Source organism: Bordetella genomosp. 7 (assembly GCF_002261265.1).
Taxonomy (GTDB): Bacteria; Pseudomonadota; Gammaproteobacteria; order Burkholderiales; family Burkholderiaceae_B; genus Bordetella_A.
Genome location: NZ_NEVK01000001.1, coordinates 21,143 through 46,129, shown reverse-complemented (window position 1 = coordinate 46,129; position 24,987 = coordinate 21,143). Strand labels below are relative to the sequence as shown.

The 24,987-nt window shown below is 65.3% G+C and carries 24 protein-coding genes; 16 read left to right on the top strand and 8 right to left on the bottom strand.

Annotated features, from left to right (window positions below; all coding sequences use genetic code 11):
- Position 1 precedes the first annotated feature (1 nt).
- The 3 genes from CAL19_RS00215 to CAL19_RS00205 are packed head-to-tail and all read right to left on the bottom strand — an operon-like array spanning position 2 to position 3,003.
- A complete protein-coding gene (locus CAL19_RS00215) occupies positions 2 to 973 on the bottom strand; it encodes a tripartite tricarboxylate transporter substrate binding protein (protein WP_026639467.1) in 972 nt (323 codons plus the stop codon).
- A 40-nt stretch (positions 974 to 1,013) separates the two neighbouring features.
- Complete coding sequence (locus CAL19_RS00210; protein WP_094795719.1) at positions 1,014 to 2,168, bottom strand: acyl-CoA dehydrogenase family protein; 1,155 nt, start codon at positions 2,166 to 2,168, stop codon at positions 1,014 to 1,016.
- A 25-nt stretch (positions 2,169 to 2,193) separates the two neighbouring features.
- Complete coding sequence (locus CAL19_RS00205; RefSeq protein ID WP_026639469.1) at positions 2,194 to 3,003, bottom strand: IclR family transcriptional regulator; 810 nt, start codon at positions 3,001 to 3,003, stop codon at positions 2,194 to 2,196.
- A 156-nt stretch (positions 3,004 to 3,159) separates the two neighbouring features.
- Here CAL19_RS00205 and CAL19_RS00200 point away from each other — a divergent pair, with 156 nt between their 5' ends.
- From CAL19_RS00200 to CAL19_RS00190, 3 genes are read left to right on the top strand one after another with little or no spacing between them, the layout of a single operon-like run.
- Positions 3,160 to 4,371, top strand: a complete 1,212-nt coding sequence (locus CAL19_RS00200; RefSeq protein WP_026639470.1) for a CaiB/BaiF CoA transferase family protein — start codon at positions 3,160 to 3,162, stop codon at positions 4,369 to 4,371.
- A 10-nt stretch (positions 4,372 to 4,381) separates the two neighbouring features.
- Entirely contained in the window at positions 4,382 to 5,398 is a 1,017-nt protein-coding gene (locus CAL19_RS00195; RefSeq protein WP_170941480.1) for a YhdH/YhfP family quinone oxidoreductase, read from the top strand.
- Positions 5,395 to 6,459 (top strand): CaiB/BaiF CoA transferase family protein, encoded by a 1,065-nt coding sequence (locus CAL19_RS00190; protein ID WP_094795718.1) that lies wholly within the window; start codon positions 5,395 to 5,397, stop codon positions 6,457 to 6,459. Before CAL19_RS00195 ends, CAL19_RS00190 begins: the two co-directional genes overlap by 4 nt.
- Here CAL19_RS00190 and CAL19_RS00185 read toward each other — a convergent pair.
- Positions 6,456 to 7,556 carry a sensor histidine kinase gene (locus tag CAL19_RS00185; protein WP_094795901.1) on the bottom strand — a complete coding sequence of 367 codons (1,101 nt, stop codon included), beginning with the start codon at positions 7,554 to 7,556 and terminating at the stop codon, positions 6,456 to 6,458. The two genes, CAL19_RS00190 and CAL19_RS00185, sit on opposite strands and share 4 nt — an antisense overlap.
- Positions 7,557 to 7,733: 177 nt before the next feature.
- The gene (locus CAL19_RS00180; protein WP_094795717.1) at positions 7,734 to 8,630 is read right to left on the bottom strand and encodes a LysR family transcriptional regulator; all 897 of its coding nucleotides are present in this window, start codon (positions 8,628 to 8,630) and stop codon (positions 7,734 to 7,736) included.
- Positions 8,631 to 8,746: 116 nt separating this feature from the next.
- Here CAL19_RS00180 and CAL19_RS00175 point away from each other — a divergent pair, with 116 nt between their 5' ends.
- Genes CAL19_RS00175 through CAL19_RS00165 form a run of 3 tightly spaced genes read left to right on the top strand, consistent with a single transcriptional unit; the run spans position 8,747 to position 11,604 of the window.
- Complete coding sequence (locus CAL19_RS00175; protein ID WP_094795716.1) at positions 8,747 to 9,745, top strand: Bug family tripartite tricarboxylate transporter substrate binding protein; 999 nt, start codon at positions 8,747 to 8,749, stop codon at positions 9,743 to 9,745.
- Positions 9,746 to 9,764: 19 nt separating this feature from the next.
- Positions 9,765 to 11,156, top strand: a complete 1,392-nt coding sequence (locus tag CAL19_RS00170; protein WP_094795715.1) for a lyase family protein — start codon at positions 9,765 to 9,767, stop codon at positions 11,154 to 11,156.
- Complete coding sequence (locus CAL19_RS00165) at positions 11,149 to 11,604, top strand: carboxymuconolactone decarboxylase family protein (protein WP_026639476.1); 456 nt, start codon at positions 11,149 to 11,151, stop codon at positions 11,602 to 11,604. The genes CAL19_RS00170 and CAL19_RS00165 overlap by 8 nt, the downstream gene beginning before the upstream one ends.
- A gap of 24 nt (positions 11,605 to 11,628) precedes the next feature.
- Here the strand turns inward: CAL19_RS00165 and pcaQ are convergent, their stop codons facing one another.
- Complete coding sequence (gene pcaQ, locus CAL19_RS00160; RefSeq protein WP_141214339.1) at positions 11,629 to 12,588, bottom strand: pca operon transcription factor PcaQ; 960 nt, start codon at positions 12,586 to 12,588, stop codon at positions 11,629 to 11,631.
- A 97-nt stretch (positions 12,589 to 12,685) separates the two neighbouring features.
- On the opposite strand from pcaQ, the gene pcaH reads away from it, so the two are divergent.
- The 10 genes from pcaH to CAL19_RS00110 all read left to right on the top strand — a co-directional run bounded on the left by pcaH (position 12,686) and on the right by CAL19_RS00110 (position 22,361).
- Positions 12,686 to 13,417, top strand: coding sequence for a protocatechuate 3,4-dioxygenase subunit beta (gene pcaH, locus CAL19_RS00155; protein ID WP_094795714.1), 732 nt, complete (start codon positions 12,686 to 12,688; stop codon positions 13,415 to 13,417).
- A complete protein-coding gene (gene pcaG / locus CAL19_RS00150) occupies positions 13,405 to 13,995 on the top strand; it encodes a protocatechuate 3,4-dioxygenase subunit alpha (protein ID WP_094795713.1) in 591 nt (196 codons plus the stop codon). Before pcaH ends, pcaG begins: the two co-directional genes overlap by 13 nt.
- Positions 13,996 to 14,295: 300 nt before the next feature.
- Positions 14,296 to 15,312, top strand: a complete 1,017-nt coding sequence (locus CAL19_RS00145) for a Bug family tripartite tricarboxylate transporter substrate binding protein (protein ID WP_094795712.1) — start codon at positions 14,296 to 14,298, stop codon at positions 15,310 to 15,312.
- 77 nt (positions 15,313 to 15,389) lie between these two features.
- Positions 15,390 to 16,709, top strand: coding sequence for a Rieske 2Fe-2S domain-containing protein (locus CAL19_RS00140; protein WP_094795711.1), 1,320 nt, complete (start codon positions 15,390 to 15,392; stop codon positions 16,707 to 16,709).
- 15 nt (positions 16,710 to 16,724) lie between these two features.
- Complete coding sequence (locus CAL19_RS00135) at positions 16,725 to 17,714, top strand: ABC transporter substrate-binding protein (protein ID WP_026639482.1); 990 nt, start codon at positions 16,725 to 16,727, stop codon at positions 17,712 to 17,714.
- Between the two features lie 26 nt (positions 17,715 to 17,740).
- Positions 17,741 to 18,712 (top strand): PDR/VanB family oxidoreductase, encoded by a 972-nt coding sequence (locus tag CAL19_RS00130; protein ID WP_026639483.1) that lies wholly within the window; start codon positions 17,741 to 17,743, stop codon positions 18,710 to 18,712.
- A gap of 16 nt (positions 18,713 to 18,728) precedes the next feature.
- Positions 18,729 to 19,925, top strand: coding sequence for a Gfo/Idh/MocA family protein (locus tag CAL19_RS00125; protein WP_094795710.1), 1,197 nt, complete (start codon positions 18,729 to 18,731; stop codon positions 19,923 to 19,925).
- Positions 19,926 to 20,006: 81 nt separating this feature from the next.
- Positions 20,007 to 20,558, top strand: a complete 552-nt coding sequence (locus CAL19_RS00120) for a MarR family winged helix-turn-helix transcriptional regulator (RefSeq protein WP_026639485.1) — start codon at positions 20,007 to 20,009, stop codon at positions 20,556 to 20,558.
- 77 nt (positions 20,559 to 20,635) lie between these two features.
- Complete coding sequence (locus CAL19_RS00115) at positions 20,636 to 21,853, top strand: MFS transporter (protein ID WP_094795709.1); 1,218 nt, start codon at positions 20,636 to 20,638, stop codon at positions 21,851 to 21,853.
- A gap of 7 nt (positions 21,854 to 21,860) precedes the next feature.
- Positions 21,861 to 22,361, top strand: a complete 501-nt coding sequence (locus CAL19_RS00110) for a LysR substrate-binding domain-containing protein (RefSeq protein WP_170941479.1) — start codon at positions 21,861 to 21,863, stop codon at positions 22,359 to 22,361.
- Between the two features lie 66 nt (positions 22,362 to 22,427).
- On the opposite strand, the gene CAL19_RS00105 is transcribed toward CAL19_RS00110, so the two are convergent.
- Positions 22,428 to 24,107, bottom strand: coding sequence for an ABC transporter ATP-binding protein (locus tag CAL19_RS00105; RefSeq protein WP_026639487.1), 1,680 nt, complete (start codon positions 24,105 to 24,107; stop codon positions 22,428 to 22,430).
- Entirely contained in the window at positions 24,100 to 24,987 is an 888-nt protein-coding gene (locus tag CAL19_RS00100) for an ABC transporter permease (RefSeq protein WP_026639488.1), read from the bottom strand. The genes CAL19_RS00105 and CAL19_RS00100 overlap by 8 nt, the downstream gene beginning before the upstream one ends.

Sequence of the window (24,987 nt, the reverse complement as noted above, 5' to 3'; positions counted from 1 at the left end):
GTCAGTCCGCCTCGATGCCTGCTTGCTTGATGACTTTGCTCCATTTGTCGTATTCCGCCGCGACGAAGGCGTCGAACTCCTGCGGCGACTGCGGAGCGAACTCGGTGCCCAACGCGGCGAACTTGGCCTGGACCTCGGGCTTGTCCAGTATGGCCCGTACGTCCTCGGCGAGCTTGCCGAGCACGGGCGCCGGCGTCGCCGCCGGCGCAACCAGCCCGAACCAGGTGCCGACCTCATAGTCCGGAAGCCCGGCCGCCTCGGCCACGGTGGGAAGATCGGGCACGGCCTTGGCCCGCGTAGCCGTGGTAACCGCCAGGCCGCGCAGCTTGCCCGCCTGGATCTGCGGGATGGCCAGGGCCGCGGTCAGCGGCATCATGGCCACGCGCCCGGCCACCAGGTCGTTCAGCGCGTCCGTCTGCCCTTTATAGGGCACGTGCATCAGCTTTATCTGCGCCTCCTGGGCCAGCAGCTCGCCCGACAGATGGTTCGACGTTCCCAGGCCTGCTGACGAATACGTCTGTGGCTGATCGCTCTTCTTGGCCAGCTCGATAAATTCGGCCATGGTCTGCGCGGGCACAGACGGATTCACGACGATAATGTTCGGCACGATCCCAAACCCGGCTACCGCCTTGAAATCGCGAACGGGGTTCCAGGTAATGCTCTTTTTCAGGATGGGCGCGACCGCGTGGCTGGGGCTGACCAGCAGCAGGGTGTAGCCGTCGGCCGGAGCGCGGGCGACATAATCGGTGCCGATCGCGCCGCCGGCGCCGGTGCGGTTCTCGACCACAACGGGCTGCCCATACCGGGCCGAAAGTTGCTCGCCCATCAGGCGAGCCACGGAATCCACGATACCGCCGGCCGAGAACGGCACCACGATCTTGATAGGCTTGCTGGGATAGTTGTCTTGCGCGGCTGCCATGGTCGGCGCCGTCACGGCCAGCGCGCACGCCGCCGCCAAACGAGCGAATTTCATAGTCTCTCCTAGGCTTGTTATTGAATTACGCGGCTGGATATCAGCTCGCCATCGTCGCCATAGTCCGCCTGGCAATGTTGCCCAGGTGAATCTGGCTGGTTCCTTCATAAAGCCGGAACAGGCGCACATCGCGATAAAAACGCTCTGCAACGTTGTCGGCGATGTAGCCCCCGCCGCCAAACACCTGAACGGCCCGGTCGGCGACCCGGCCGCACATTTCCGAAGCAAACAGCTTGCACATCGATGCCTCCAGGGTGACATCGTGGCCGTCGTCGCGCTTGCGGGCCGTCTCAAGCACCAGCGCGCGGGCGGCATAGACCTCGGTATTACTTTCGGCGATCATCTGCTGCACCATCTGGAATTCGGCGATGGCCTGGCCGAACTGCTTGCGCCCCTGGGCGCGCAGCACCATCTCCCGCACCAGCCGTATCGCCGGGCCCACACACAGCCCGGCAAGGTTGATGCGCTGCTTGTTCAACGCCTTCATGGCCGTACGGAAACCCTGCCCTTCCAGCCCGCCCACGATCGCGCTCTCGTGCACGCGCACTCTGTCCAGCAGCACCTCGCCAACCGGCGACCCATGCTGCCCCATCTTGCGGTAGGCAGCAGGCGTGGTCAGCCCCGGGGCGCCCCGCTCGATCAGAAACGCAGTGATGCCCGCCGCGCCCTTCGCATGCGGATCGGTGCGCGCAAACACGGTAAACAGGTCGGCGATGGGTGCATTGGTGATGAAGCACTTTTTGCCGGTGATCTCGTAGTACTCGCCATCGCGCACTGCCACCGTTTTCAGCGCCGTGGCGTCCGATCCGGCGTCAGGTTCCGTCAGGGCAAAGCAGCCGGTGACCTGGCCGCTGGCCAGCAAAGGCAAGTACTTGCGCTTCTGCTCGGGCGTGCCGTCCACGACCAGCGACTCGGACGCTATGCCGGTGTTGCCGCCGAAGCGCGCGCGGAAGGCGGTGGCGACCTGCGACACCTCGATATTGACCCGCGCCAGTTCCTCGGTGGTCAGGCCTGCACCGCCGTACTCTTGCGGAATACTGTGTCCGAACAGGCCCAGATCGCGCATTCCCTGCACGACCGGCTCCGGAATTTCGTCTCCTTCATCCACCTGCTTCTCAATGGGCAGGCACGCTTCGCGCAGAAAGTCGCGCACTTGCGCAAGCAAGGCTTCGAACTCGGTCGGGTTTCGGATCATCAGGTTTTCCTTATCGATGCGTGGCCTAGTGCAGGCCTTGCGCAAATACCAGCTGGTGCACCGCCTCTTTGAGCAGCGGAACCACTTCTTTCACCAGCCTGTCCTTAGGCGCGCGGTGCGCCGCAATGGTGCAGTTCAACGCCAGCGGCGGCTCGCCATTCGGGCGCCGCACGGGTACCGCGACGGCGTGAATATCTTTCTTCCAGTCGCCCTTCGAATGGCAGTATCCGTGTGCTTCAAATCGCTTTGCGTCCGCTTCCCAGATACTTCGGTACTGCTCGAAGAAGGCCCGGTCCTGGACCTTCAGGTAGTTCAGGATCGCGGTGCGTTCGGCGGCCGGATAGGCCAGGATCAGCGCACGGCCTATGGAACTCGTCAGCAGCGGCCGCGATGTTCCGATATCCGGCAGATGCTGGTTGGCGGAGTCGGCGCGCACCGAGTCGACATACACCACGTTCCCGCGGTCGCGTATGCCCAGGTTCACCGTACATCCCGTGGTCCTGGCAAGCGTTTCCATGATGGGCTTTGCCAACTGGCGCACTTGCATACTTGCCAGCAACGGGTGCCCCAGCGAAAGCACGCCCGGCCCCAGCCGGTATTTCTGCAGTTGCGGGTCGCGCGCCAGATAGCCCAACAGCGTCAGGGTGTACGTCAAGCGCGACACCGTCGGCTTGGGCAAGCCCGTGCGATCGGCGATCTCGCGATTACCCAGCAGCGGCGCCGAAGCCGAGAAAGCACGCAGCACTTCCAGCCCGCGCGCCAGGTTCATCGAGAACTGGCGGTCGGAAGACAGGTCGTGCGGGTGCACCAGGCCAGGAAGAGAGATAGCGCTCACTTTGCGGTTTCGTTGTACAGGCGATGGCATGATTGGTCCTTCGATAGGGAGCGTCAACGGTTCGAGAGCACTGTTTCGCTGTGCGAAATGCATTATTGCTGAGGGTGTGCCGCTGATGCATAACGCAGGTTCATCCCAACCAGACCGCATCCCTGAATGACTCAATCACCCTCTCCTGTCGGCGCGCTGGCCGGCGTCAGGATTCTCGATATGGCCACGGTGCTGGCCGCGCCCAGCGGCGCCACGTTATGCGCCGACCATGGCGCCGATGTCGTCAAGCTCGAACTGCCGGACGGCAGCGATGCCTTGCGTCATATGCAGCCGATCAAGGACGGATCGCCGTTATGGTGGAAAGTGGCCAACCGGGGCAAGCGGGGCATCACGCTGGATGTGCGCAAAGAGAAGGGGCGGGAGATACTGCTGTCCATGCTGCCGCGCTTTGACGTGCTGGTAGAGAACTTCCGCACCGGCAGCCTGGACCGGTGGGGCCTGGATATCGATACCCTGCACCGGGCCAACCCACGGCTGGTTGTCGTCCGCCTGACCGGCTTCGGCCAGACGGGCCCATACCGTGCGCGAGCCGGCTTCGCCCGCATTTTCGAAGCAATGAGCGGCCTGACCAATCTCACCGGCACGGTCGGCGGCTCGCCGCTGCACAGTAACTTCCCGCTGGGCGACTCCATTGCCGGCGTCTTCTGTGCCTTTGCCATCGCCGCCGAAATGGCGCGCCTGCGAGGCGACCCGCAAGCAACCGGCAGGGAAGTGGATCTGTCGGCAACAGAGGCGTTGCTGCGCATTCTGGATCCCCTGCCGGTCGAGCATGAGCAGCTCGGGCTGGTGCGCCACGCAGTGGGCAATCTCACGACGTACACCTCGCCCTCGAACATGTACCGAAGCAATGACGGGGTTTATTTTTCGCTCGTGGCGTCTTCCCAGGCCGTCTACGAACGCTTGTGCAAGGCGCTGGGGCATCCGGAGTGGATTGACGACGCCCGCTTCCAGACGTTGCCCAAGCGCGTGCAGCACATGGGGGAACTCGACGGCTTGCTGGCCCGCTGGTTTTCGGAGCGCGCCTTCGAAGAGATCTGCACGCGGCTGCAGCCCTTCGAAATTCCCTTCAGCAAGGTCTATGACATCGAAGACATCAAGGCGGACCCGCATTTTCAGGCGCGAGACGCCATTATCCGCCTTCCCGACCCGGACTACGGCTCGCTGCCCGCGCCTTGCGTGGTTCCGCGCATTGTCGGGCGCGATATGCCCACGCCCCGATCGGGCCCCGCCGTGGGCGAACACAATGCCGAGATCTATGCGGAGCTCGGCCTCACAGGCGAACAACTCGACGAACTTCGCGCGCAGCGCATCATCTGAGGGCTTATCCATGTCCAGTGTGCCGATACCCGAGACCTTTCGCGCCTTGGTCACGCAGCGTGCCGACGGGCAGGTGACCTCGGGCATCGAGGCCAGAAGCATCGCCCAGCTTACCGAAGGCGACGTGATCGTGCGTACGCGGTACGCGGGCGTCAACTTCAAAGATTGCCTCTCGATACGTGGCGAAGCAAAGATCATCACGGAGTTTCCCCGGATCGCCGGCATTGAAGCGGTGGGTTGCGTCGTCGCGTCGGGCGCGCCTGATTTTTCGCCAGGCGACGAGGTGCTGGTGCACGGTTTCCAGACGGGTATCGCCTACGACGGGGGGTTCTCCGAGTGGATGCGCATACCGGGCAAGCACCTGCTCAAGCTGCCTCCCGGCCTGTCTGCCCGCGATGTCGCCACCATAGGCGTGCCGGGATTCACGGCCGCCATGGCGCTGGCCCGGTTTGAATCCTATGGCCTGGACCCCCAGGCCGGTCCGATCGCCGTATCGGGGGCCAATGGGGCGGTGGGGATGCTGGCCATATCGATCTTTTCCCGCGCGGGCTATCAGGTCACGGCGATCACGCGGCGGCCCGGGCAGGCAGACATGCTGCGGCGCCTGGGGGCTGCGGACGTGGTCGACACCCGGGTGGCGCTGGAATCGACCCGCCCGCTGGAGGCGCCGCGCTACGCCGCCGCCGTCGACAATGTCGGCGGCCGGGTACTGCCCTGGATGCTGCGCTCGATGGCCGAAGGCGGCCTGGTGGCCTCGGTGGGCAATGCCGGCGGCAATAGTTTCGAGGGCAGCGTGCTGCCGTTCATTATGCGCCGCGTACACTTGTTCGGCATTGTCGCCAACGCCACCTGGACAGAGCGCAAGCAGCTATGGGCACGGCTGGCCGGCGACTGGAAGCCGGATTTCACGGCGCTTGCGCCGCATGTACACACCGTCGCCCTGGACGAACTGCTCGCGCATGCCGGACAGCAGTTGCAGGGCGCCACCAGCGGCCGCACGCTGGTCGACTATGGGCCGGCGCAATGACGGCGCCGCTTGCCGGCCTGCGTGTGCTGGAACTGGAAGCGCCCGGCCCTGTACCTTGGGCCGGAATGATGCTGCTGAACATGGGCGCCACGGTCATTCGCGTCAGGCGCCCCAGCCCCGCCGACATGGGTATTCCGCGCGACGAACGCTATGAACTCACCGGCAAGGGAAAAGACGCCGTCGCGATCGACCTGAAGACCGAGCCGGGTCGCCGGCAGCTGTTGGAACTGGTGCGCGACGCGGATGTGCTGCTGGAGGGCATGCGGCCCGGCGTGCTTGAACGCCTGGGGCTGGGGCCGGACGTCTGCTGGTCGCATAACGCGGCGCTGGTCATCGGGCGCATGACAGGCTGGGGGCAGGCCGGCCCGCTGGCGCACACCGTGGGGCATGACATCAACTACCTTGCGGCCACAGGTGTGCTGCATGCCATCGGCCCGGGAACCGGCCCGCCCGTCGTCCCGCTTAACCTGATCGGCGATTTTGGAGCGGGCGGCATGCTGTTGGTGGCCGGTGTGCTGGCCGCCGCGCTCGCCGCTCGCGACACTGGCAGAGGCCAAGTAGTGGACGCTGCCATGGTCGATGGCGCGCTCTGCATGCTTGCGCCCATTCTGGGGCGCTGGCAAGCAGGCCAATGGCGGGACAGCCGTGCAAGCAATCTTCTGGACGGCAGCGCCCCTTTCTATACCACTTACGAAACCGCGGACGGCAAGGCGGTGGCGGTAGGCGCCATCGAACCCAGGTTCTACTCCGCCTTGCTGCGGGGGCTGGAACTGGACGAGCGGCAATTGCCGCCCCAGCACGACACCGCCGGCTGGCCGGCCTTGCGCAGGCAGCTGGCCGCGATATTTGTGCGCCATCCCCGGGACTATTGGGTGGCGCGGTTCGAAGGCAGCGAGGCCTGCGTATCGCCGGTGCTGTCGCTTGCAGAAGTGCCGAGCCATCCGCATTTCGTGGCGCGAGAAAACTTCCGGGCGACGGACGGCATATTGCACCCCGCGCCGGCGCCACGCTTTTACCCGCCGCCGGCCGATGCGGCCATTGCGGATGACACGGCCGGTTAAGGCGTCACCGGATCGCCGCGCAGCCTGATCTCGGCCACGATGCGCTCTTGCCGTTGGTGCAGCGAAAACTCATAGCGGTCGGGGTAGCACAGCGCCAGGCGGCGGCACAGGTTGCCCAGCCCGCCACCCCCCTTTGCCAGGTCATAGGGCGCGTGCAGTTCGCCGGGGTTGTCTACCGCGACGATCAGCTCGTCGTCGCGTCGGCGGGTGCGCACATTGATGACAAAGCGCCGGGTATCGGCGCGCATGCCATGCTTGATGGCGTTTTCCACCAAGCCTTGCAGCGTCATGTGCGGGATAAAGCACGGCAGCGACGCGGGGTCGATGTGACAGCGATATTCGAGTTCACGATCGAACCGCAACGCCTGGATGCGCACATAGGCCTCGGCGGCTTCCAGCTCTTCGCCCAGCCGGCACAGGCCCTGCCCGCGCCGGTCGAGCGAATACCGCAAGTACGCCGCAAGCCGCCGGGTCATTTCCGAGGCAATGGCCGGCCGTTCGTCGATTTCGGCCACGATGGTGTTGAGCGCATTGAACAGGAAATGAGGCTCGATCTGGGATTGCAGGTGTTCGAGTTCAAGGCGCAGGGCGTGCGTCTCTGCTTTCATCCGGGACAACCGCGCAGTGCGGGCGGCCAGTTCGGCAGCCACGCCGAAATAAACCAGCGTCCAGATGCTGAAGATGCCCATGTAATACAGAAAGCCCAGCCTGTACTGGTTCTCGGGCAGCACCCGCAGCGTATCCGGCGGAAACAGCTGGTGGATGGCGAGGGCGATCCAGGCCAGCAATGCGGACGCCGCGACGCACAGCAAGACGGCGCACGCCAGCACAAGCAGCGACGAATGGCTGGCCGACCGTACGCGGCCATGCCATAGCGCGGCTGCGCTCGTCATGAGAAATGCCAATGGCTCCAGGCTCAACGTCAACCAGAACGCCGCGACCGCATCGCCAAATATGGCCAGCCGTATGCTGAATCCGATAACCGCCAGGATGAGCCAACCCGTCACCTGGGCGCGCCAGAATCCCGGCGAAGATTCGCCTCGGCTCAGCTCCTGGCCAAGCGCGGTAAACAGCGTAGGTTGGTCATCAGTTGCCATCGCGTACGGCCAGGAAAAAATCGGCATCGCCGGAGCGCCCCGGTTGCCGTTTGCATTGGAGGCCGCCGCGCAACCTGGCGCGGCGGGCTGCATCCGATGAGTATGTTGCAAGGCCGGGTCGCATCCCACAAGCCGTTTTCGACGAATCGGCATATCTGCTCGACGAAAACGGCGGCCTCAGGCGGCCCGGACGACTTGCTGCGCGCATTGCAGCAGCGTGTTAAGCCAACGCCCCCGCTGGGAAGGGTTGCGCCACAACAACCCCAGCTCGCGCGGCGGTGGCGCCTGACCGCCGCTTTCGCCCGCAAGCGCGGGCACCGCAAGCTTGCACAGGCCGGGCCCGGCCAGGCCCTGGCCGATATCCGGCACCAGGCTCACGCCCAGGCCGCGCTCGACCAGCAACGCCAGGGCCATGATGGAGTTGAGTTCCAGCCGCTCGCGTGGGCGAATGCCCTGCGCCTGCAGATAGCGCTGCGCCAATTGCCCGCCGGCCAATTGACGGTCGTAGCGCAGCAATGGCGCGCTGCGCAATAGTTCGAGCGGATCGCGCGCGGCGTCGCGGGCCGGGGCAAGCACGACCAGGGGTTCTTGCCGCAACGGCGTCCAGCACACGGTCTTGGGCAGATCGAAAGACAGCTTCAGACACAGCGCCGCATCCAGTTCCGACTGGACAAGAGCCGAATACAGCGCGGGCGTGATGCCAATGCGCAGGGAGATGCGCACGTTGGGGTATTGATCGCTGAAGGCCTGCAGGATATCGGGCAGAAAGCCATGCAGGGCGGTGTTCACTGTGCCCAGCCGCAGCTCACCCGCGTCTTCATCGGTAGCCACCCAATCGCGCAGCGCATCCGCATCCTGCACCAGCGCCGGACCGCGCTCGGCCAGCCGCTGTCCCGCTGCGGTGGGCCGCACGCTGCGGCCCTGGCGCACCAGCAACGACATGCCCAGCTCTTTTTCCAGCGCGCGCATTTGCTGGGCGATGGCCGCCGGACTCAGCCCAAGTTGGCGCGCGGCTTCCGACATCGAGCCCAGCTGTACGACCTTCAGGAAATGGTTCAGGTAGCGGATATCCATTCAACGCATTTTCTTTTATTTAATGAAAGCAATACAACTGTATTGCGCGACCCGGTACGGACGACAATGGGCGATCACGCAATCCCGTATCACTACTCCGGAAAAAGGAAGTCGCAATGCCCTGCAACACCCCGCTCTCGCCATCCCGCCGCCAGGCGCTTGCCGGCGCCCTGGGCCTGGCAGCCCTGTCTTGCGCGCCGGCATGGGCCCAAGGCGCCAGCCCGGTCATGCGCATCGTGGTGCCCTTCGCGCCAGGCGGCGGCAACGACGTGCTGGCCCGCCAGCTCGCGCACGGCCTTACGGAAACCTTCAAGCAAGAAGCCATCGTCGAGAACAAGCCCGGCGCGGGCGGCAACCTGGGCGTCGAACAAGTGGTGCGCGCGTCGCCACAGAACAGCATGTTCCTGCTGGGCCATACGGGCACCGTGTCCATCAACCCGGCGTTGTACAAGAATCTCAGATTCAACGCGTCTACCGATCTGCAACCGGTAGCCATGTTCGCCTCGTCGGCGCTACTGTTGGTGGTGCCGGCCGACTCGCCCGTGCAGAATGTCGCACAGCTTGCCCAGGCCCTGCGCGCCGAGGGCTCGGACATGGACTATGCCTCCAGCGGCACCGGCACGGGCGGCCACCTTACCGGCGAGATGTTCCTGCAGGCGCTGGGTGCACAGGCAGTGCACGTGCCATATAAAGGCACGGCGCCGGCGCTTGCGGACGTGGCAGGCGGCCAGGTGGATTTCAGCTTCAGCGTCATACCGGCCGCAATGGCGCTGGTCAAATCGGGCAAGCTGCGGGCGCTGGCAGTCACCAGCGCCAAGCGCATGAGCCTGATGCCCGACGTTCCCACCGTAGCCGAAGCGGGTGTCGCCGAACTGGCCGGCTTCGAAAGCACACTGACCTACGGCATCCTGGCGCCCAAGTCCGCGCCCCAGGCCCAAATCCGGCAACTCGAAGAAAGAATCCTGCAGGTCGCGGCCACTGCCGAGTTCCAATCGAAGCTGGCGGTCGAAGGCGCCGAACCCCTGCTGGGCGGTGCAGCCGACTATGCGCGCCGCATCCAGGAAGAAAGCGGCAAGTGGGGCCAGGTAATCAAGGTGTCGGGCGCGTCCGCCTGATCAGAGCATAGAAGCCGCCATGCTGATATCCCTGATCGACCAGAGCCTCAACCCGGCGGGCGACACCGAACTATTTACAGACGGGCAGTGGCTGCAGGCCCTGCTGCGCTTCGAATCGGCGCTGGCCCAGGCCCAGGCCGAGGCCGGATTGATTCCGCACAGCGCGGCGGCCGCAATCGGCGATGTGTGCTCGCGTATCGAACTGGACCGCGCGCAGTTCATCGCGCGCTCGCGGCGTACCGGCGCGCTGGGAATCGGCCTGGTAGAGCCTATTCAGGCGGCGCTGGCCAGCGGTCATCCCGCGGCGTTGCCTTACCTGCACTGGGGCACCACCACGCAGGATGCCGTGGACACCGCGCATGCCCTGCTGACCAAAGCCGCCCTGAACGCCCTGCTCGAAGAGCTGCGCGGGCTGGTCACCGCGTTGAGCGCGCTGGCAAGCAGCCATGCCGCCACGCCCATGATGGCGCGCAGCCTGCTGCAACCTGCCCAGATCACGAGCTTCGGCCTGAAGTGCGCACAATCTGCCGCGGCACTGCTGCGCAGCGTGCAGCAGCTGAGCGCGCTTGCGCCGCAGGCGCTTTGCGTGCAACTGGGCGGCGCGGTCGGCAACCGCGCAGCCATGGGCGCGCATGGCGCGCGGGTCGAATCGGCGCTCGCGGCTGGGCTGGGGCTCTGGGCTCCGGGGCTGAGCTGGCATACCCAGCGCGACGCCTGGATGCGCCTGGGCATGGAAGCCGCGATATGCGCGGGCAGCCTGGCCAAACTGGCGCGCGACTGGTCGCTGATGTCGCAGTTCGAAGTCGGCGAGCTGGCAGAAGCCGCCCGGGGCAAGACCTCCAGCGCCATGCCGCACAAGCGCAACGCCGTGCATTGCATGCAGGCCGTGGCCCAGACGCAGGCGGTGCCGGGGCTGGCCGCGGCCTTGCTGGGCTGCATGGCGCAGGCGCATGAGCGGGCGCTGGGCGAATGGCAGGCCGAACTCGCCGCCTGGGCGCCGCTGTGGCGCCACGTACATGGCGCCGCCGCAGCGCTGCGCCTGGCGGCCGAAGGCCTGCAGGTAGACACGAACCGCATGCAGGCCAATATCGACGCCCTGCACGAGGTCATTTTTTCGGAAGCCTGCGTCGATGCGCTTACGCCGGTCGCCGGTCGGGCCCAGGCGCAACAGGCGGTCGAACGCCTGGCGCCGCAAGCCCTGCAGGCGCAACAACCGCTGTCGGCGACCTTGCGGCAGTGGGTAGCGTCCGAACTGGGCGCCGGCGCGGCGGCCGATGCCGGGCGCGCCCTGTCGGCCGCCACCGACCCGCTGCGCGCAGTACAGGCATCCGCGGCCAGCTGCGCCGAGCTATTGCAGGCGTTGGACGCCACCCTTGCATCCTCTTTCAACCTGGAGCCCCACCATGCCTGATTCCCTTCCCCCCGACGCCCTGCAACGCGGCCTGGCCAACCGGCGCAAGGTCCTGGGCGATGCCTGGGTAGAACGCTCGGTGGGCAACGCCAACGCGATGAACGTCGAGTTCCAGCGCATGATCACGTGCTATGCATGGGACAGCATCTGGAGCAGGCCGGGCCTGGAGCCGCGCACACGCCGCATCCTGGTGCTGGCCATCACCGCATCCATGGGACGCTGGGAAGAGTTCGAGCTGCACGTGCGCACCGGCCTGCAGGCGCCTGCCGACGATCCGGCCAGCGCGCCGCTCGATCTGGACACGTTGCGCGAGGTACTGCTGCAAACCGCCGTCTACGCAGGCGTCCCCGCGGGCAACACAGGCATGGCCATCGTGCTGAAGGTGCTCGCGGAACTGGGGCGCACCCCGCCCAAAGCCGACTTCTGGGACGCCAGCCCGGCCGCCTAGCCGTTGCTGCCGCCCGCGGCGCGGCTAGCCTGGCCGGCTGAGCCGGGCCTGCTCGCGCGTCAGGCCCGCCTGCCGAAGCGCGGCGACCAGATCCGCCGCCGCGGGCGACAGCGCCACGTCGGTGCGCTGCAGCAAGCCCATGGGTTCGTCAGTGCCGCCATAGGGTACGGGCAGGCGCGCCAGTTCGCCGCGCTGCAGCGGTTTTTCGACCAAGCTGGACGGCACAAACCATACCGCATCATTGTGCAGCGCCAGTTCCATGTTCAGGGATACCGACAGGCTTTCCACTCTTGCCAGGCGGCGCGGCAACCCCAGCGAACTGATCACGCTTTCGGCCGATTGACGAATCAAGGTGCCGTCCGGGGGCACGACCAGCGGGTACCGGGCCAGGGCCGTCGGGTTCAGCGCGGGCTGCTGCAACAGCGCGTGTCCGGCCCTGACCACCACAGTCAGGGGCTCGCGAAACAGATGTTCGAAACTCATGCCCGCCATCGCGTCGGGCTCGCCCAGGCGGCCCACGGCAAACTCCAGGTCGGCGGCCTTCAGGCGCTCGAGCAGTTCCGTGTTGCGACCCGTATGCACGCGCAGGCTGGCCATGGGCCAGCGCTGCCGGAATATGCGCAGCGCGTCGGGCAGAAGCACGCTGGCTACAGTGGGCAAGATGCCCGCCGCCACCGTCACCGATGCGCCGTCATCGGGTTGGGTCAATTGCCCAATGCCATCCCGCAGGCTGCCCAGGCATGCCTGGGCATAGGGAGCAAACGCCCGCCCTTGCGCGGTGAGCTCGGCGCCATGCCGCCCTCGTTCAAACAACCTGTGCCCCAGCACTTCTTCCAGTTCCGACAAGGTCTTTGACACAGCGGGCTGCGTAATCGCCAGCTGGTCGGCCGCGCGTTGCAGGCTGTTCAACTGTGCAACGGCAAGGAAGCACTGGACATGCCGCAGTTTCAGGCGGCCGACAGGCAGGGGGACGGGAGTTTCCATAACTTTTTACGCTATCGCGCTGCATGAAACGTCACTTTCCATAACTTAACCGTCTCATTACAGTGGACGCAATCTTTCAATCGACGTTGGAGCGCGCATGGACGGATCTTCACCGCATCGGCCTGTACTTACCCCGCGCGACTGGCGGGCGCATCCGCCCTACCGGCACCCGGAGTACAAGTCGTCCGTCCTGCGCAGCCCCACGCTGCCACTGATTCCCTTGCGCGACGCGCTGAAGAACACCCAAGCGCCCGTTTACGGCGCTCAGAGCCTGGGCCCCCTGGACCACGACCTTACGCGCAACGCGGCCAGGAATGGTTCACCGCTGGGCGAGCGCATATTGGTAACCGGGCGGGTGCTCGACGAATATGGCAAGCCGGTGCGCAACACGCTGGTGGAAATCTGGCAGGCGAATGCCGCCGGCCGATACGTGCACAAAGGCGACCAGCACGATGCGCCGCTGGATCCGAACTTCCTGGGCGCGGGGCGCTGCCTTACCGACAACGAAGGCCGCTACCGCTTCCTGACCATCAAGCCGGGCGCCTACCCGTGGGGCAACCACAACAATGCCTGGCGCCCCGGCCATATTCATTTTTCTTTATTCGGCGACTACTTCGGATCGCGACTGGTTACGCAGATGTACTTCCCCGGCGATCCATTGCTGGCGCTTGACCCCATTTTCCAGGGTACGCCGGCCCACTGCCGCGACCTGCTGGTATCGCACTTTTCGCCAGAGGCCACGCAGGAAGGACATGCGCTTGGCTATGCATTCGACATCGTGCTGCGAGGCGCGCTTCAAACCCCTACGGAGCAGGCATGCCGACGCTGACACAGACGCCGTCCCAGACCATAGGTCCGTTTTTCGCCTACGGCCTGTGCCCTGAACAGTACCGCTTCGACATGGCGAGCCTGTTCACCCCGGTGCTCGCGGAACGCCACGCCGAGGGCACGCCGGTCACCATAGAGGGCTGTGTCTATGACGGCAGCGGCAAGGCCGTTGACGACGCGCTCATTGAAATGCTGCAGGCTGATGCGCAGGGCCGCTATGCACAGCCCCACGATGACATCGCGGCCACCGGATTCAAGGGCTTTGCGCGCGTGGGCACCGGCACAGATCCGCAAGCGCGCTTCGTCGTCGACACCATCAAGCCCGGCGTCACCGGCCCCGCGTCCGCGCCCCATATCGATGTCATAGTCATGATGCGCGGCATGCTGCTGCATGCGTATACCCGCATCTATTTCGAAGAAGATGCGCAGGCGCACGCAAACGATGCGGTGCTGGCCGCCGTGCCGCCCGAGCGTCGCTCTACCCTTATCGCCCGGCGTATCTCGAACGCCGGACGCGCAATCTACCGTTTCGATGTTCACCTGCAGGGGGCACAGGAAACCGTGTTCTTCGACGTGTAAGCGCGAAGAATCATTCGCCGCACCGGCGAGCCGTTCCGCTGTTTCGAAGACCAGCCGTGGCTCGCCGCGGCTGCCGCTGTACTGCCCGCCCGGCATGGCCGGCGCGGGCATCGGGCGCTGATGCATCGCGCCGTTTCGCACATTTTTTAAGAATGGACCTTGCCCATGGATTGATTCGTTGAATTATTCTTAGCTATCTAATATTATTCTACGGCACGTCGACATAACGCTGATTGCGATCCAAGCGCACACAGCCCAGGCAATTCCAGAAGAACGTGCCACGACAAAAGGAGAGAGACAATGCATAACAATCAGCAAGTATCGTCGCACCGGGGCTTTCGTATCGCCCTGTCCGCCATGCTGGGGGCCGCGATCGGCCTGACTGCGCCTTATTGCGCGCAGGCCGCCGACTCTGCCGAAACATTTCCGTCGCGCCCGGTCCGGTTCATCGTCCCGTACGCCGCAGGCGGGCTGCCCGACACGGTCGCGCGCGTGGTGGCCCAGGGGCTCACCAGCAGTCTGGGCCAGCCGGTCGTGGTCGAAAACAAACCCGGCGCCAACGGCGTTGTGGCCGCGCAGGCCCTGGCGAGCGCGGAGGCCGACGGCTACACCTATCTGGTCACCGACGGATCGATGATGTCCATCAATCCCTCGTTGTACAAGAACCTTCCCTATGACCCGAAGCGCGATTTCGTGCCCGTGTCACTGATCGCGACATCGCCATTGTTCCTGGCCACCAGCGTACAGACCAAGATCACATCGCTGCAGGACTTCATCAAGCAAGTGCAAGCCAAACCCGGCGGCCTGGATTACGGGTCGTCCGGCATCGGCAGTTCCCATCACCTGACGATGGAAGCCATGAAGATCGCGCTCAAGCTTGATATCTCGCACGTGCCTTTCCGTGGTTCCGGGCAGTCCGTGCCCGCCATGGTGGGCAACCAGGTCGATGTCGTATTCGCCGCATTGCCGTCGTTGTCGGGCTTTGCCGAAAAAGGGCAGGTGAAGATTCTTGCCACTAACGCCGGCGCGCGTTCGGCGCTGGCGCCCGACATTCCCGCCATTTCCGAAATCATTACGGGCTTCAACTTTGCCGTCACGGTGGGCGCGCTCGCCGCTACGGGAACGCCCGATTATGCCGTCCAGAAAATGAGCGCCGCCATTGCCAAAGCCGTCAAGGCCCCGGCCGTGGTCAAGCAGTTCAACACGCTGGGCATCGAGCCGGTGGGCGGCACGCCGGCCGAATATGGCGAAGCCATCGACGACGAAGCCAAGCGCTACGAAGGCGCGATCCAGGCGGCGGGCATCAAGGCCGACTAGCAACGCGGCGTGGCTCGCGCCACGCCCATCCCCGCCCGGCGCCCAAGGCCGCATATTGAAATGAAGGAGCTACCCCGATGTTGACGAACGAAGAGAATGAACTGCTGTGCCGGGTAGTCGGCGATGCCCCCATGGGGCAACTGATGCGCAGGCACTGGATACCGGTGTGCCTGAGCGAAGAGGTCAGCGAGCCCGACGGCGATCCCGTGCAGGCCCGGGTATTGGGGGAAGACCTGGTGGTGTTCCGCGACACCGACGGGCGTGTCGGCGTGATGGACGAATACTGTCCGCACCGGCGCGTATCGCTGGTGTATGGCCGCAACGAAGAATGCGGCCTGCGCTGCCTGTACCACGGCTGGAAGATGGACGTCGAAGGCAATGTCATCGAAATGGTGTCCGAGCCCGCCGCCAGCACCATGGCCCAGAAAGTCCGGCACAAGGCTTATAAAGTCAAGGAATGGGGCGGAGTGATCTGGGCCTACATGGGCTCGCAGGATGACGTGCCCGAGTTCACGCCGCCGCCGTGGGCGCCCACCGCCGACACCAAGGTCAGCATCGCCAAAGTGCTGATCCCGTGCAATTGGGCCCAGATACTCGAAGGGGCAATCGATTCCGCGCATAGTTCCAGCCTGCATTCGTCCGACTTCGTGCCGGCGCGCGTGGGCAGCGCGGAAGCTACCGAAAAGAACTGGCTGCGCCCGTCCACCGACAAGGCGCCGCGCCTGCAGGTGCAACGAACGCCCTTCGGATTCCGGTACGCCGCCATCCGCCGGCCCATCGTCAACGCGGCGCAGAACGACTACGTGCGGTCAACGGTGTTCGTTGCCCCCGGCACGGTGCTCATTCCTCCCAATAACCTCTACAACGTCGCCAACGTCAACGTGCCGATGGACGACACCAGCACGGCGTTCTATTTCATCGCGTGGGGCGCCAAGGCCACGACCCCCGACACGGAAACATGGCGACGCTTCCTGGGCACCAGCGTGGGAATCGACCTGGACACGCGGTACCGGCCCTTGCGCAATACCGAGAACCGGTTCTGGCAGGACCGGCAGGCCATGAAGGCCGGCAACTTCACCGGCATACGCGGCTTTCCGAACCAGGACATCGCCATGTGGGTCACCATGGGGCCGCTGGCCAACCGTTCCGAAGAGCGCCTGGGGGCAAGCGATCTGGCCATTGTCGAGTTCCGACGCCAGATGCTGGACGCCGTGCGCGCGTTCCAGCAGGGCGAACCGGCGATCGGCACCGGTGATCTGCGCATTGCGCCCGATGTGTGCTCGTTCCAGGCCATTGTGCCCAAGACCACGAACTGGCGCGAGTTCACCGCGCAACCTGCGGGCGTCCAGCCAAGCAACGACCCGCAACTGGCGGGCAATTACCAGACCACCGCCTGAATACTGGAGACCACGTTGGCCAAGCTACAGCTTTCTATCGCCATGGGCGACTACGACCGCAACCGCGCGCTGTACGACGCAGCGGTGCAGATCGATGGCGTGGACCCGACCTACATGCTGCTGAACCCGGAAGAGATGTTCTTTCGCGCATTTCGCTTCCAGGACTTCGACGTCAGCGAGCTATCGTTCAGCAGCTACCTGGTCAAACATGCCAACGGCGACTGCCCTTACGTTGCGCTGCCGATCTTCCTGTCGCGCGCCTTTCGCCATACGTCCATCTATGTGCGCAAAGACCGCATCCGCACTCCGCAGGACCTCAAAGGCAAGCGCATCGGCATACCCGAGTACCAGCTCACCGCCAACGTGTGGGCACGGGCGCTGCTGCAGGACGATTACGGCGTCAGCCCTTCCGACGTGACCTGGGTGCGCGGCGGTATCGATCAGCCCGGCCGTCCCGAGAAAATCAAGCTGAAGCTGCCCGACGACGTGACGATGATCGATGCGCCGGCCGACACCACGATTTCCGACATGCTCGATCGCGGCGAGATTGAGGGATTCATGGCGCCCCGCGCGCCGTTCGGCGCGGCACGCAACAACCCGGATGTCGGCTGGCTGTTCGACGACCCGACTGCCGTCGCCAAAGACTACTACAACCGCACCGGCATCTTTCCCATCATGCACGTGGTGGGCCTGCGTCGAACCCTGGCGCAACAGCATCCCTGGCTGCCGGGCGCGCTGCTCAAGGCATTCGAGCAGTCCAAGGCGGCGGCGCTGGCCAAGCTGGAAGACACGTCGGCGACCAAAGTCACCCTGCCCTTCGTGGAAGAACAGCTCAAGGCGGCGCGGGACACCCTGGGCAAGGACTACTGGTCTTATGGCGTAGAGCCCAACCGCCGCACACTGGAAGCGTTCACCCGCCATCACCACGCGCAAGGGCTTTCGTCCCGGCACGTGGCGGTCGACGAGCTGTTCCATCCCGGCACCTACGAAACATACAAGATCTAGGCGCGGCCACGCGCACACAAACAGCCATGACTGAACTATCTCCCGGCGCCGATGCGCTCATGCCCCTGCAGATCTGCGCGATCAGTGACGCGGCCGCCGGCATCCGCTCGTTCGAGCTGCGCCGCACCGACCATGGCGAGCTCCCGCCCTTTACCCCCGGATCGCACATAAAAGTGCAGGTGCCAAACGGCGAGCTGCGCAAGTATTCGCTTTGCAACAACGCCGCCGAACGCGACCGCTATGTCATCACGGTAAAACGCGACGAGCTGGGCCGGGGCGGCTCGATCAGCCTGGTAGACCAGGCAAAGGTCGGAGATATTCTGCCGGCGTCCGAGCCGGACAACGCTTTTGCGCTGGCGGAAAACCCGGGCAGCCTGATATTCATCGCCGGCGGCATAGGCATCACCCCGATACTTTCAATGATCCGCTCGCTGGAGGACCAGCCCGATATCCCATGGAAGTTGTATTACCTGAGCCGGTCGCCCGAAACCACCGCGTTCCTGGACGAACTCTGTGCCCCCGCATTGCGTGCGCGCGTAAAGGTGCATCACGATCACGGCGACCCGGCGCAGGCGTTCGACCTGTGGCCGGTGCTCGAAAAGCCCAATCGCGGACACGTCTATTGTTGCGGCCCGCGCGGCCTGATGGAGGCGGTGCGCGATATGTCGGGCCACTGGTCGCCGGCCCGCATCCATTTCGAGAGCTTTCTCGAAGGCGGCGGCAGGCAGCCCGATGACAAGCCGTTCACCGTACAGCTGGCGCGCTCGGGCGGCGAGTATGTCGTGCCGGTGGGCAAATCCATTCTGTCGGTGCTGCTGCAGGCGGGCGTGCACGTGGGCCATTCCTGCGAAAGCGGCACCTGCGGCTCATGCCGCACCGCACTGCTCGAAGGCGCCGCCGACCATCGCGACATGGTGCTGCTGCCCGAAGAGCACGACAGCCAGATCATGGTGTGCGTGTCTCGCGCCACCGGCGACAAACTGGTGCTGGATCTTTAGCCCGGACGTTCCTGCCATGACCGAACCCGTACTGAAGATAGGCGTCATCGGGCTGGGGCGCGCGTTCACGCTGATGCTGCCTACCTTCCTGGCGGACCCGCGCGTGCGCCTGGTTGCCGCTTGTGACCCCCGGCCAGGCGCGCGTGCGCAGTTCCAGGCCGACTTCGGCGGCCCGGCATACGACAGCGCCGAAGCGCTGGCGCAAGACCCGGAAGTCCAGGTCGTCTATGTGGCTAGCCCGCACCAGCACCACGCCGCGCATACGCGCCTGGCCGCCGCCCACGGCAGGCACGTGCTCGTTGAAAAGCCCATGGCCCTGAGCCTGGACGAATGCGACGCGATGATCGATGCCTGCGAGGCCGCTTCGGTCCACATGGTCATCGGGCATTGCCACAGCTTCGATACGCCGTACCTGGAATGCCGGGCACGCATTGCCCGGGGCGACTACGGCGCCGTCAAAATGGTGCACGCGCTGAACTACACCGATTACCTGCTGCGGCCCCGACGGCCCGAAGAGCTGTCCACGCGCGACGGCGGCGGCGCGGTGTTCAGTCAGGCCGCCCATCAGGTCGATATCGTGCGCCTGCTCGCGGGCACCCGCGCGACCCGCCTGCGCAGCGCCCTGGGCAACTGGGACTCCCGGCGACCCACCGAAGGCGCCTACAGCGCACTGCTATGGTTCGAAGGCGGCGCGTATGCATCGCTTAACTACAACGGCTACGGCCACTTCGATTCCGACGAATGGATGGGATGGACCGGCGAAATGGGCGACGCCAAGGCGCCAACCGCCTACGGCGCGGCGCGCCGCAAACTGAAAACCCTGCCAACCCCCGCCGACGAAGCGGCATTGAAGGCGGCAGGCACGTATGGCGGGTCTGCCTACCACGCGCCGGCCCGTACCGCCGCGGACGCGCCGCGCGCCGCACACCAGCATTTCGGCGCCTTCCTGGTATCGTGCGAACGCGCCGACCTGCGCCCCATGCCCGACGGCATCTGGGTGTACGCCGACGAGCAACGTGATTTCCTGCGCCTGCCGCCGCCGCCCGCGCCCAGGCTGGAAGTCATCGACGAACTGCATAACGCCGTCTTTCGCGATGCGCCCCCATTGCACGACGGGCGGTGGGCCAAGGCTACGCTGGAGATCTGCCTGGCCATGTTGCGCTCCGACCAGGCCGGCGCCGACATATGCCTGCGCTGGCAAACAGCCGCATAGGACCGCCCGGCCGCAATGGCGACGCGATACTTTGGGGTATCATTTTTCGCGACCCTTTTCGCATAACCCGCAGTCTTCCGCATGGCATCGAAAGAAACGAGACAAGTGCTGGCGCATTGGCGTGAGGCAGTGCCGCACGATCGTCTGGCGCACCTGATCAAAGACGCCACCCGCGCGTTGGTGCGCGGCCTGCAGATGCGCCTGGCCGACCATAATGTCTCGTTCGGGCATTGGGCGTTTCTGCGCATCCTGTGGGAACAGGATGGCCTGAATCAGCGCGAGCTCAGCGAACAGGCCGGCGTCATGGAACCCACCACCTACGCCGCCATGAAGGCCATGGAAGCGCTGGGCTACATCGAGCGCAAGCACTTGCCGGGCAACAAGAAGAATGTGCACGTCTTTCTTACGCGCAGCGGCCGGGCATTGAAGAAGAAGCTCATTCCGCTTGCCGAAGAGGTGAACGCCATCGGCACCCAGGGCCTGACCAGCGCCGAAATCGCCACCACGCGCAAAGTGCTGCTGGCCATCATCGCCAACCTTGCCGATGACGAAGCCGCGATGGAAAACGCCGAACGCCGTCTGGTGTCCACCCGCGAACTGTCGCGGCGCATCAACGAGACCTCCGCCTCGTAACGCCGGCATCCGGCTCCGGCCAGTATCCAATATCATACGGGGCTGCGGCCTTCGCATAACCCTACCAATGTAGCCCGATGAATCGCGCAGCCCCCGCCTGGCTCATGCCCGTGGCGGCAATCTTCACTCTACAGACCATCTCGGCGTTCCTGAACCGGCTGATTCCCATCATCGGCCCTGCGATGTCCGCCGAATTCGGCTGGAGCGGCAGCTCGGTGGGGTATCTCACCGCCAGCAATTCCCTGGGAGGCCTAGTACTGCTGATCGCGGGCTCGGCCCTGCTCAAGCAGATAGGCGGCATGCGGGTGCTGCAGCTGACATTGGTGGTGGGCGCCGCGTCAATGGCCTTTCTGCTGCTGCCCTACGTTGGCATAGCCCTGGCCGCATGCCTGCTGATGGGGCTGAGCGGCGGGGCGGCCAACCCTGCCGGCAGCGAAGTGCTGCAACGCTTTTCCCCACCGGGCAAGCGCAACCTGATGTTCTCGATCAAGCAGGCGGGCGTGCCTTTGGGCGGCGTGATCGCCGGCCTGCTGGTGCCGGCCCTAGTGGTATTCGCGGGCTGGCGCGTCGCGCTCTTCATCTGTGCGCTGGCAGTGGTGGTGCCCACCCTGCTGACATGGCGGCTCAGCGCCCGGCTCGACATCACTCCGCCGGCGCGCGGCCGCCGGTTCCCCGTGCCTACGCTGCGGTCCTGGCGTACGCTGGCCGTGCCGCTGGCGTCGCTGGCGCATAACCGCAGCCTGATGAAGATGTCGGTGGTAGGGGCGCTTTTCGCGGTATCGCAAAGTTGCTGGTTCACGTTCACGGTCATTTTCCTGTATGACCGGCTTGGCTATTCACTCGCCCTGGCGGGCATGGTGTTCGCCGTGATGCAGGCGGGCGGCGTCATCGGGCGCATCGCGCTGGGCTGGCTGTCGGACTATCTGCGCTCGGCCACTGCCGCCCTTTCGATCGCGGCCACACTGTCGGCGATCACCACCGCGACGCTCGGTTTTACCAGCGCTGAATGGCCGCTGTGGTCCGTCATCCTGCTTGCCTTCGTGGCGGGAAGCTCGGCCGCCAGCTGGAACGGCGTGCAGATCGCCGAGGTGGCCCGCCATTCTCCGTCGCACCTTATTTCGGAAACGTCGGCCGGTTCCAGCATTCTGGTCAACCTGAGCAATATGGCCGCGCCCACCGCGTTCGCCGCGTTCGTGGCGACAAACGGGAGGTATGACTACGCGTTCCTGTGCGCGGGCGCTTGTTCATTGCTGGTGCTGGCCCTGCTGCCCCGCGAGCGCGGGCGGCGAGCATAGGTTATCCGTGGTCACGCCCCTGCTGCTGGAACGTCTGCACCTAGTGGGCGCCCCCGGTTCCCCGCTGTCGCGGATGAAGACTGCAACACTGAAAGACCTGGTCGAGATGCCGCTGATCCTTCCCGGCCGCGACCAGCATGTGCATTTGCGCGGGCTGATCGAAAACGCCTTCGCGGAAGCAGGCAGGCCGCTGATACCGGCGTTCGAGGCAAACAGCCTCGGGCTGCTGAGCAGCCTGGCGTCCGCCGGGCTGGGATGCATTGTGCTTACCGTCGGGTCGGTGGCCGAAGAAGTCGCCGCCGGCCGGCTGATCGCCGTGCCCATCGCGGCGGGCGGGCTCTCTGTTGAGTTGGCCATGGTCACGACCGTGGAACAGGCCAGGCTGCGGCCGGTTCAGCTGATGCAGCGGCTCGTGGCCAATGAAGTCTGCCACCTGGCGTCAACCGGACAATGGCCCGGCTCGCCCCATGTGTTTCCCGGCGCGTCGGCGGCGGGCGCGCGGTCGTAGCTGCGGGCCAGGCGCGCGGTCCGTGCCCGCGCATGTCCCCATGCACGGGCAGCGTCGCCGGCGGCGCTAGTGCGCCACGGCCGCCATGGCCGGCGGCGGCGCGCCATCGCGCAGTTGCTCGAGCGGACGAAAGTTCTTGAAGTCCCAGTGCCGTCCGGGCGCGGCGTCAATCAGCTGGCGCGTGTACTCGTGGCGGGGCGTGGTCAACACCTGCTCGGCCTGGCCCGCTTCTACGATACGGCCCTTCTTCATGACCACGATGGTGTCGCAGATCTGCGCGGCCACGCGCAGGTCGTGCGTGATGAACAGCACAGCCGTTTCGGTGCGCTGGCGCACGTCCTCGATCAGTTCCAGCACCTGTGCCTGCACCGACACGTCCAGCGCCGACACCGCCTCGTCGGCGATCAGCACTTCAGGGTTCAAGGCGAGCGCGCGGGCAATGCAGATGCGCTGCCGCTGCCCGCCCGAAAACTGGTGCGGATACCGGTCCATGGCGTCGGCGGGCAGCCCCACGAGTTCCAGCAGCTCGATAGCGCGCTGCCTGGCCCGCTGACGCGTCACGCCATAGTTCAGCATGCCCTCGATAATCGATTCGCCGACGCGGATGCGCGCGTTGAGCGAGCGGTACGGATCCTGGAACACTACCTGGATCTTCTGCCGCATGAGCCGGAACGCCCGCCGCGTCGCCGTGGCGATATCATGGCCGTCCAGCTGGATGGTGCCCGTGCTGGGGTCGATCAGGCGGGCGATGCATCGCGCCACGGTTGATTTGCCCGACCCGGATTCGCCCACGATTCCCACGATCTCTTTCTTGCGCAGCGTAAAGCTGACGTCATCGGCGGCATGCACCTGGCGCGACGGCTTGAACAGCGAACGCTCCGCGTAAGTCTTGCCCAGCTTGTCGACTTGCAGGATAGCCTTGCCGTCGATTGCAGACCGCGCCCGGGGTGTCAGGCTCGGCACCGATGCCACCAGCATGCGCGTATAGGCGTCGCGCGGGCGGGCCAGGATATCGTCCCGGCTGCCGACTTCTACAATGCGGCCACGATTCATGACCGCGATGCGATCAGCGATTTCGGCCACCACTCCGAAGTCGTGGGTAATGAACAGCACCGCGGTCTGGTGCACCTGCTGCAGTTCGCGGATAAGCGCAAGAATCTGCTTCTGGGTGGTGACATCCAGCGCGGTGGTGGGTTCGTCTGCGATCAACAGGCGTGGCTGCAGGATGAGCGCCATGCAAATCACGATGCGCTGCCGCTGGCCGCCCGACAACTGGTGCGGGTACGAATCATAGATGCGCGCCACGTCGGGCAGGTGCACCGATTCGAGCATGGCCAGAATGCGACGCTTGCGCTCGGCGGCCGGCAGCGTGCTATGCGTGCGCAGCACTTCGTCGATCTGCCAGCCCACGGTGCGCACCGGGTTGAGCGCCGTCATGGGTTCCTGGAACACCATGGACATGCGCGTGGCCCGCAGCGCGCGCAGCCGTTCGGGCGAGGCCTTGAGCACGTCTTCGCCTTCGAGCAGGATCTGGCCGGCACAGGGCTGCAGCGCATCAGGCGACAGCAGGCCCATGACGGCGAACGAGGTCACGGACTTGCCGGAGCCAGACTCGCCGACGACGCACAGCGTCTGGCCGGCATGGATGTCGAAACTGACATCCTGCACAACCTGCTGGGTGCCGCCGGTCAGCCGCACGCCCAGGTTGCGGATGCTTAGAACAGGAAGATCAGGGATATTAGACACGGCGGGCCATCTTGGGGTCCAGGGCGTCACGCAAGGCGTCACCCAACAGGTTCACACTGAGTACGGTCAGCGCCAGGAAGAATCCCGGCACAAGGATGAGCTCGGGCTTCATGCGGAAATACATGCGCCCTTCGGCGATGACGTTGCCCCACGAGGGAATCTCGGGCGGCATGCCCACGCCCAGAAAGCTCATGATGGCTTCGGCCAGGATGGCCGAGGCAAAGATGAAGGTGCCCTGCACGATGAGCGGTGCCACGGTATTGGGCAACAGGTGCCGCAGCATCAGGCGCGGCGTGGGCGTGCCCAGCGACACGGCGGCCTCGACATACGGCTCGCCGCGCAGGCCCAGCACCAGACCGCGCACCAGCCTGACCACGCGGGGGAACTCGGGCACCGCGATGGCGATCAGCACCGTCAGCATGTTGGCGCCGGTGACGGCCACCAGGGCAATGGCGAGCAGGATGCCGGGCACCGACATGATGCCGTCCATCACACGCATGATCACCATGTCGGCATAGCGAAAGTATCCGGCTATCACGCCCAGCAACAGGCCGGGCAACACGGCCGCGAACACGGTGCCCGCGCCGATCAGCAGCGATACCCGGGCCCCATGAATGACGCGCGACAGCAGGTCGCGGCCATACGAGTCGGTTCCGAACCAGTGCGCGGCGGAAAACCCCTTGAGGCGTTCGACCGGGTTGATTGCCATGGGGTCGGCCAGCCCCAGATGATTGGCTGCCATTGCCGTCAGGATGATCAGGCCCAGAAAGAGCGTGGCAAACAGCACCGGACCGGAGCGCAATGCGCGGCGCAAGGCCAGCAAGCGGCCGGAGCCGGCCGCGGCCGCCGGCAGAACGGCGGGTTGAGCGGTGGTGGTCAT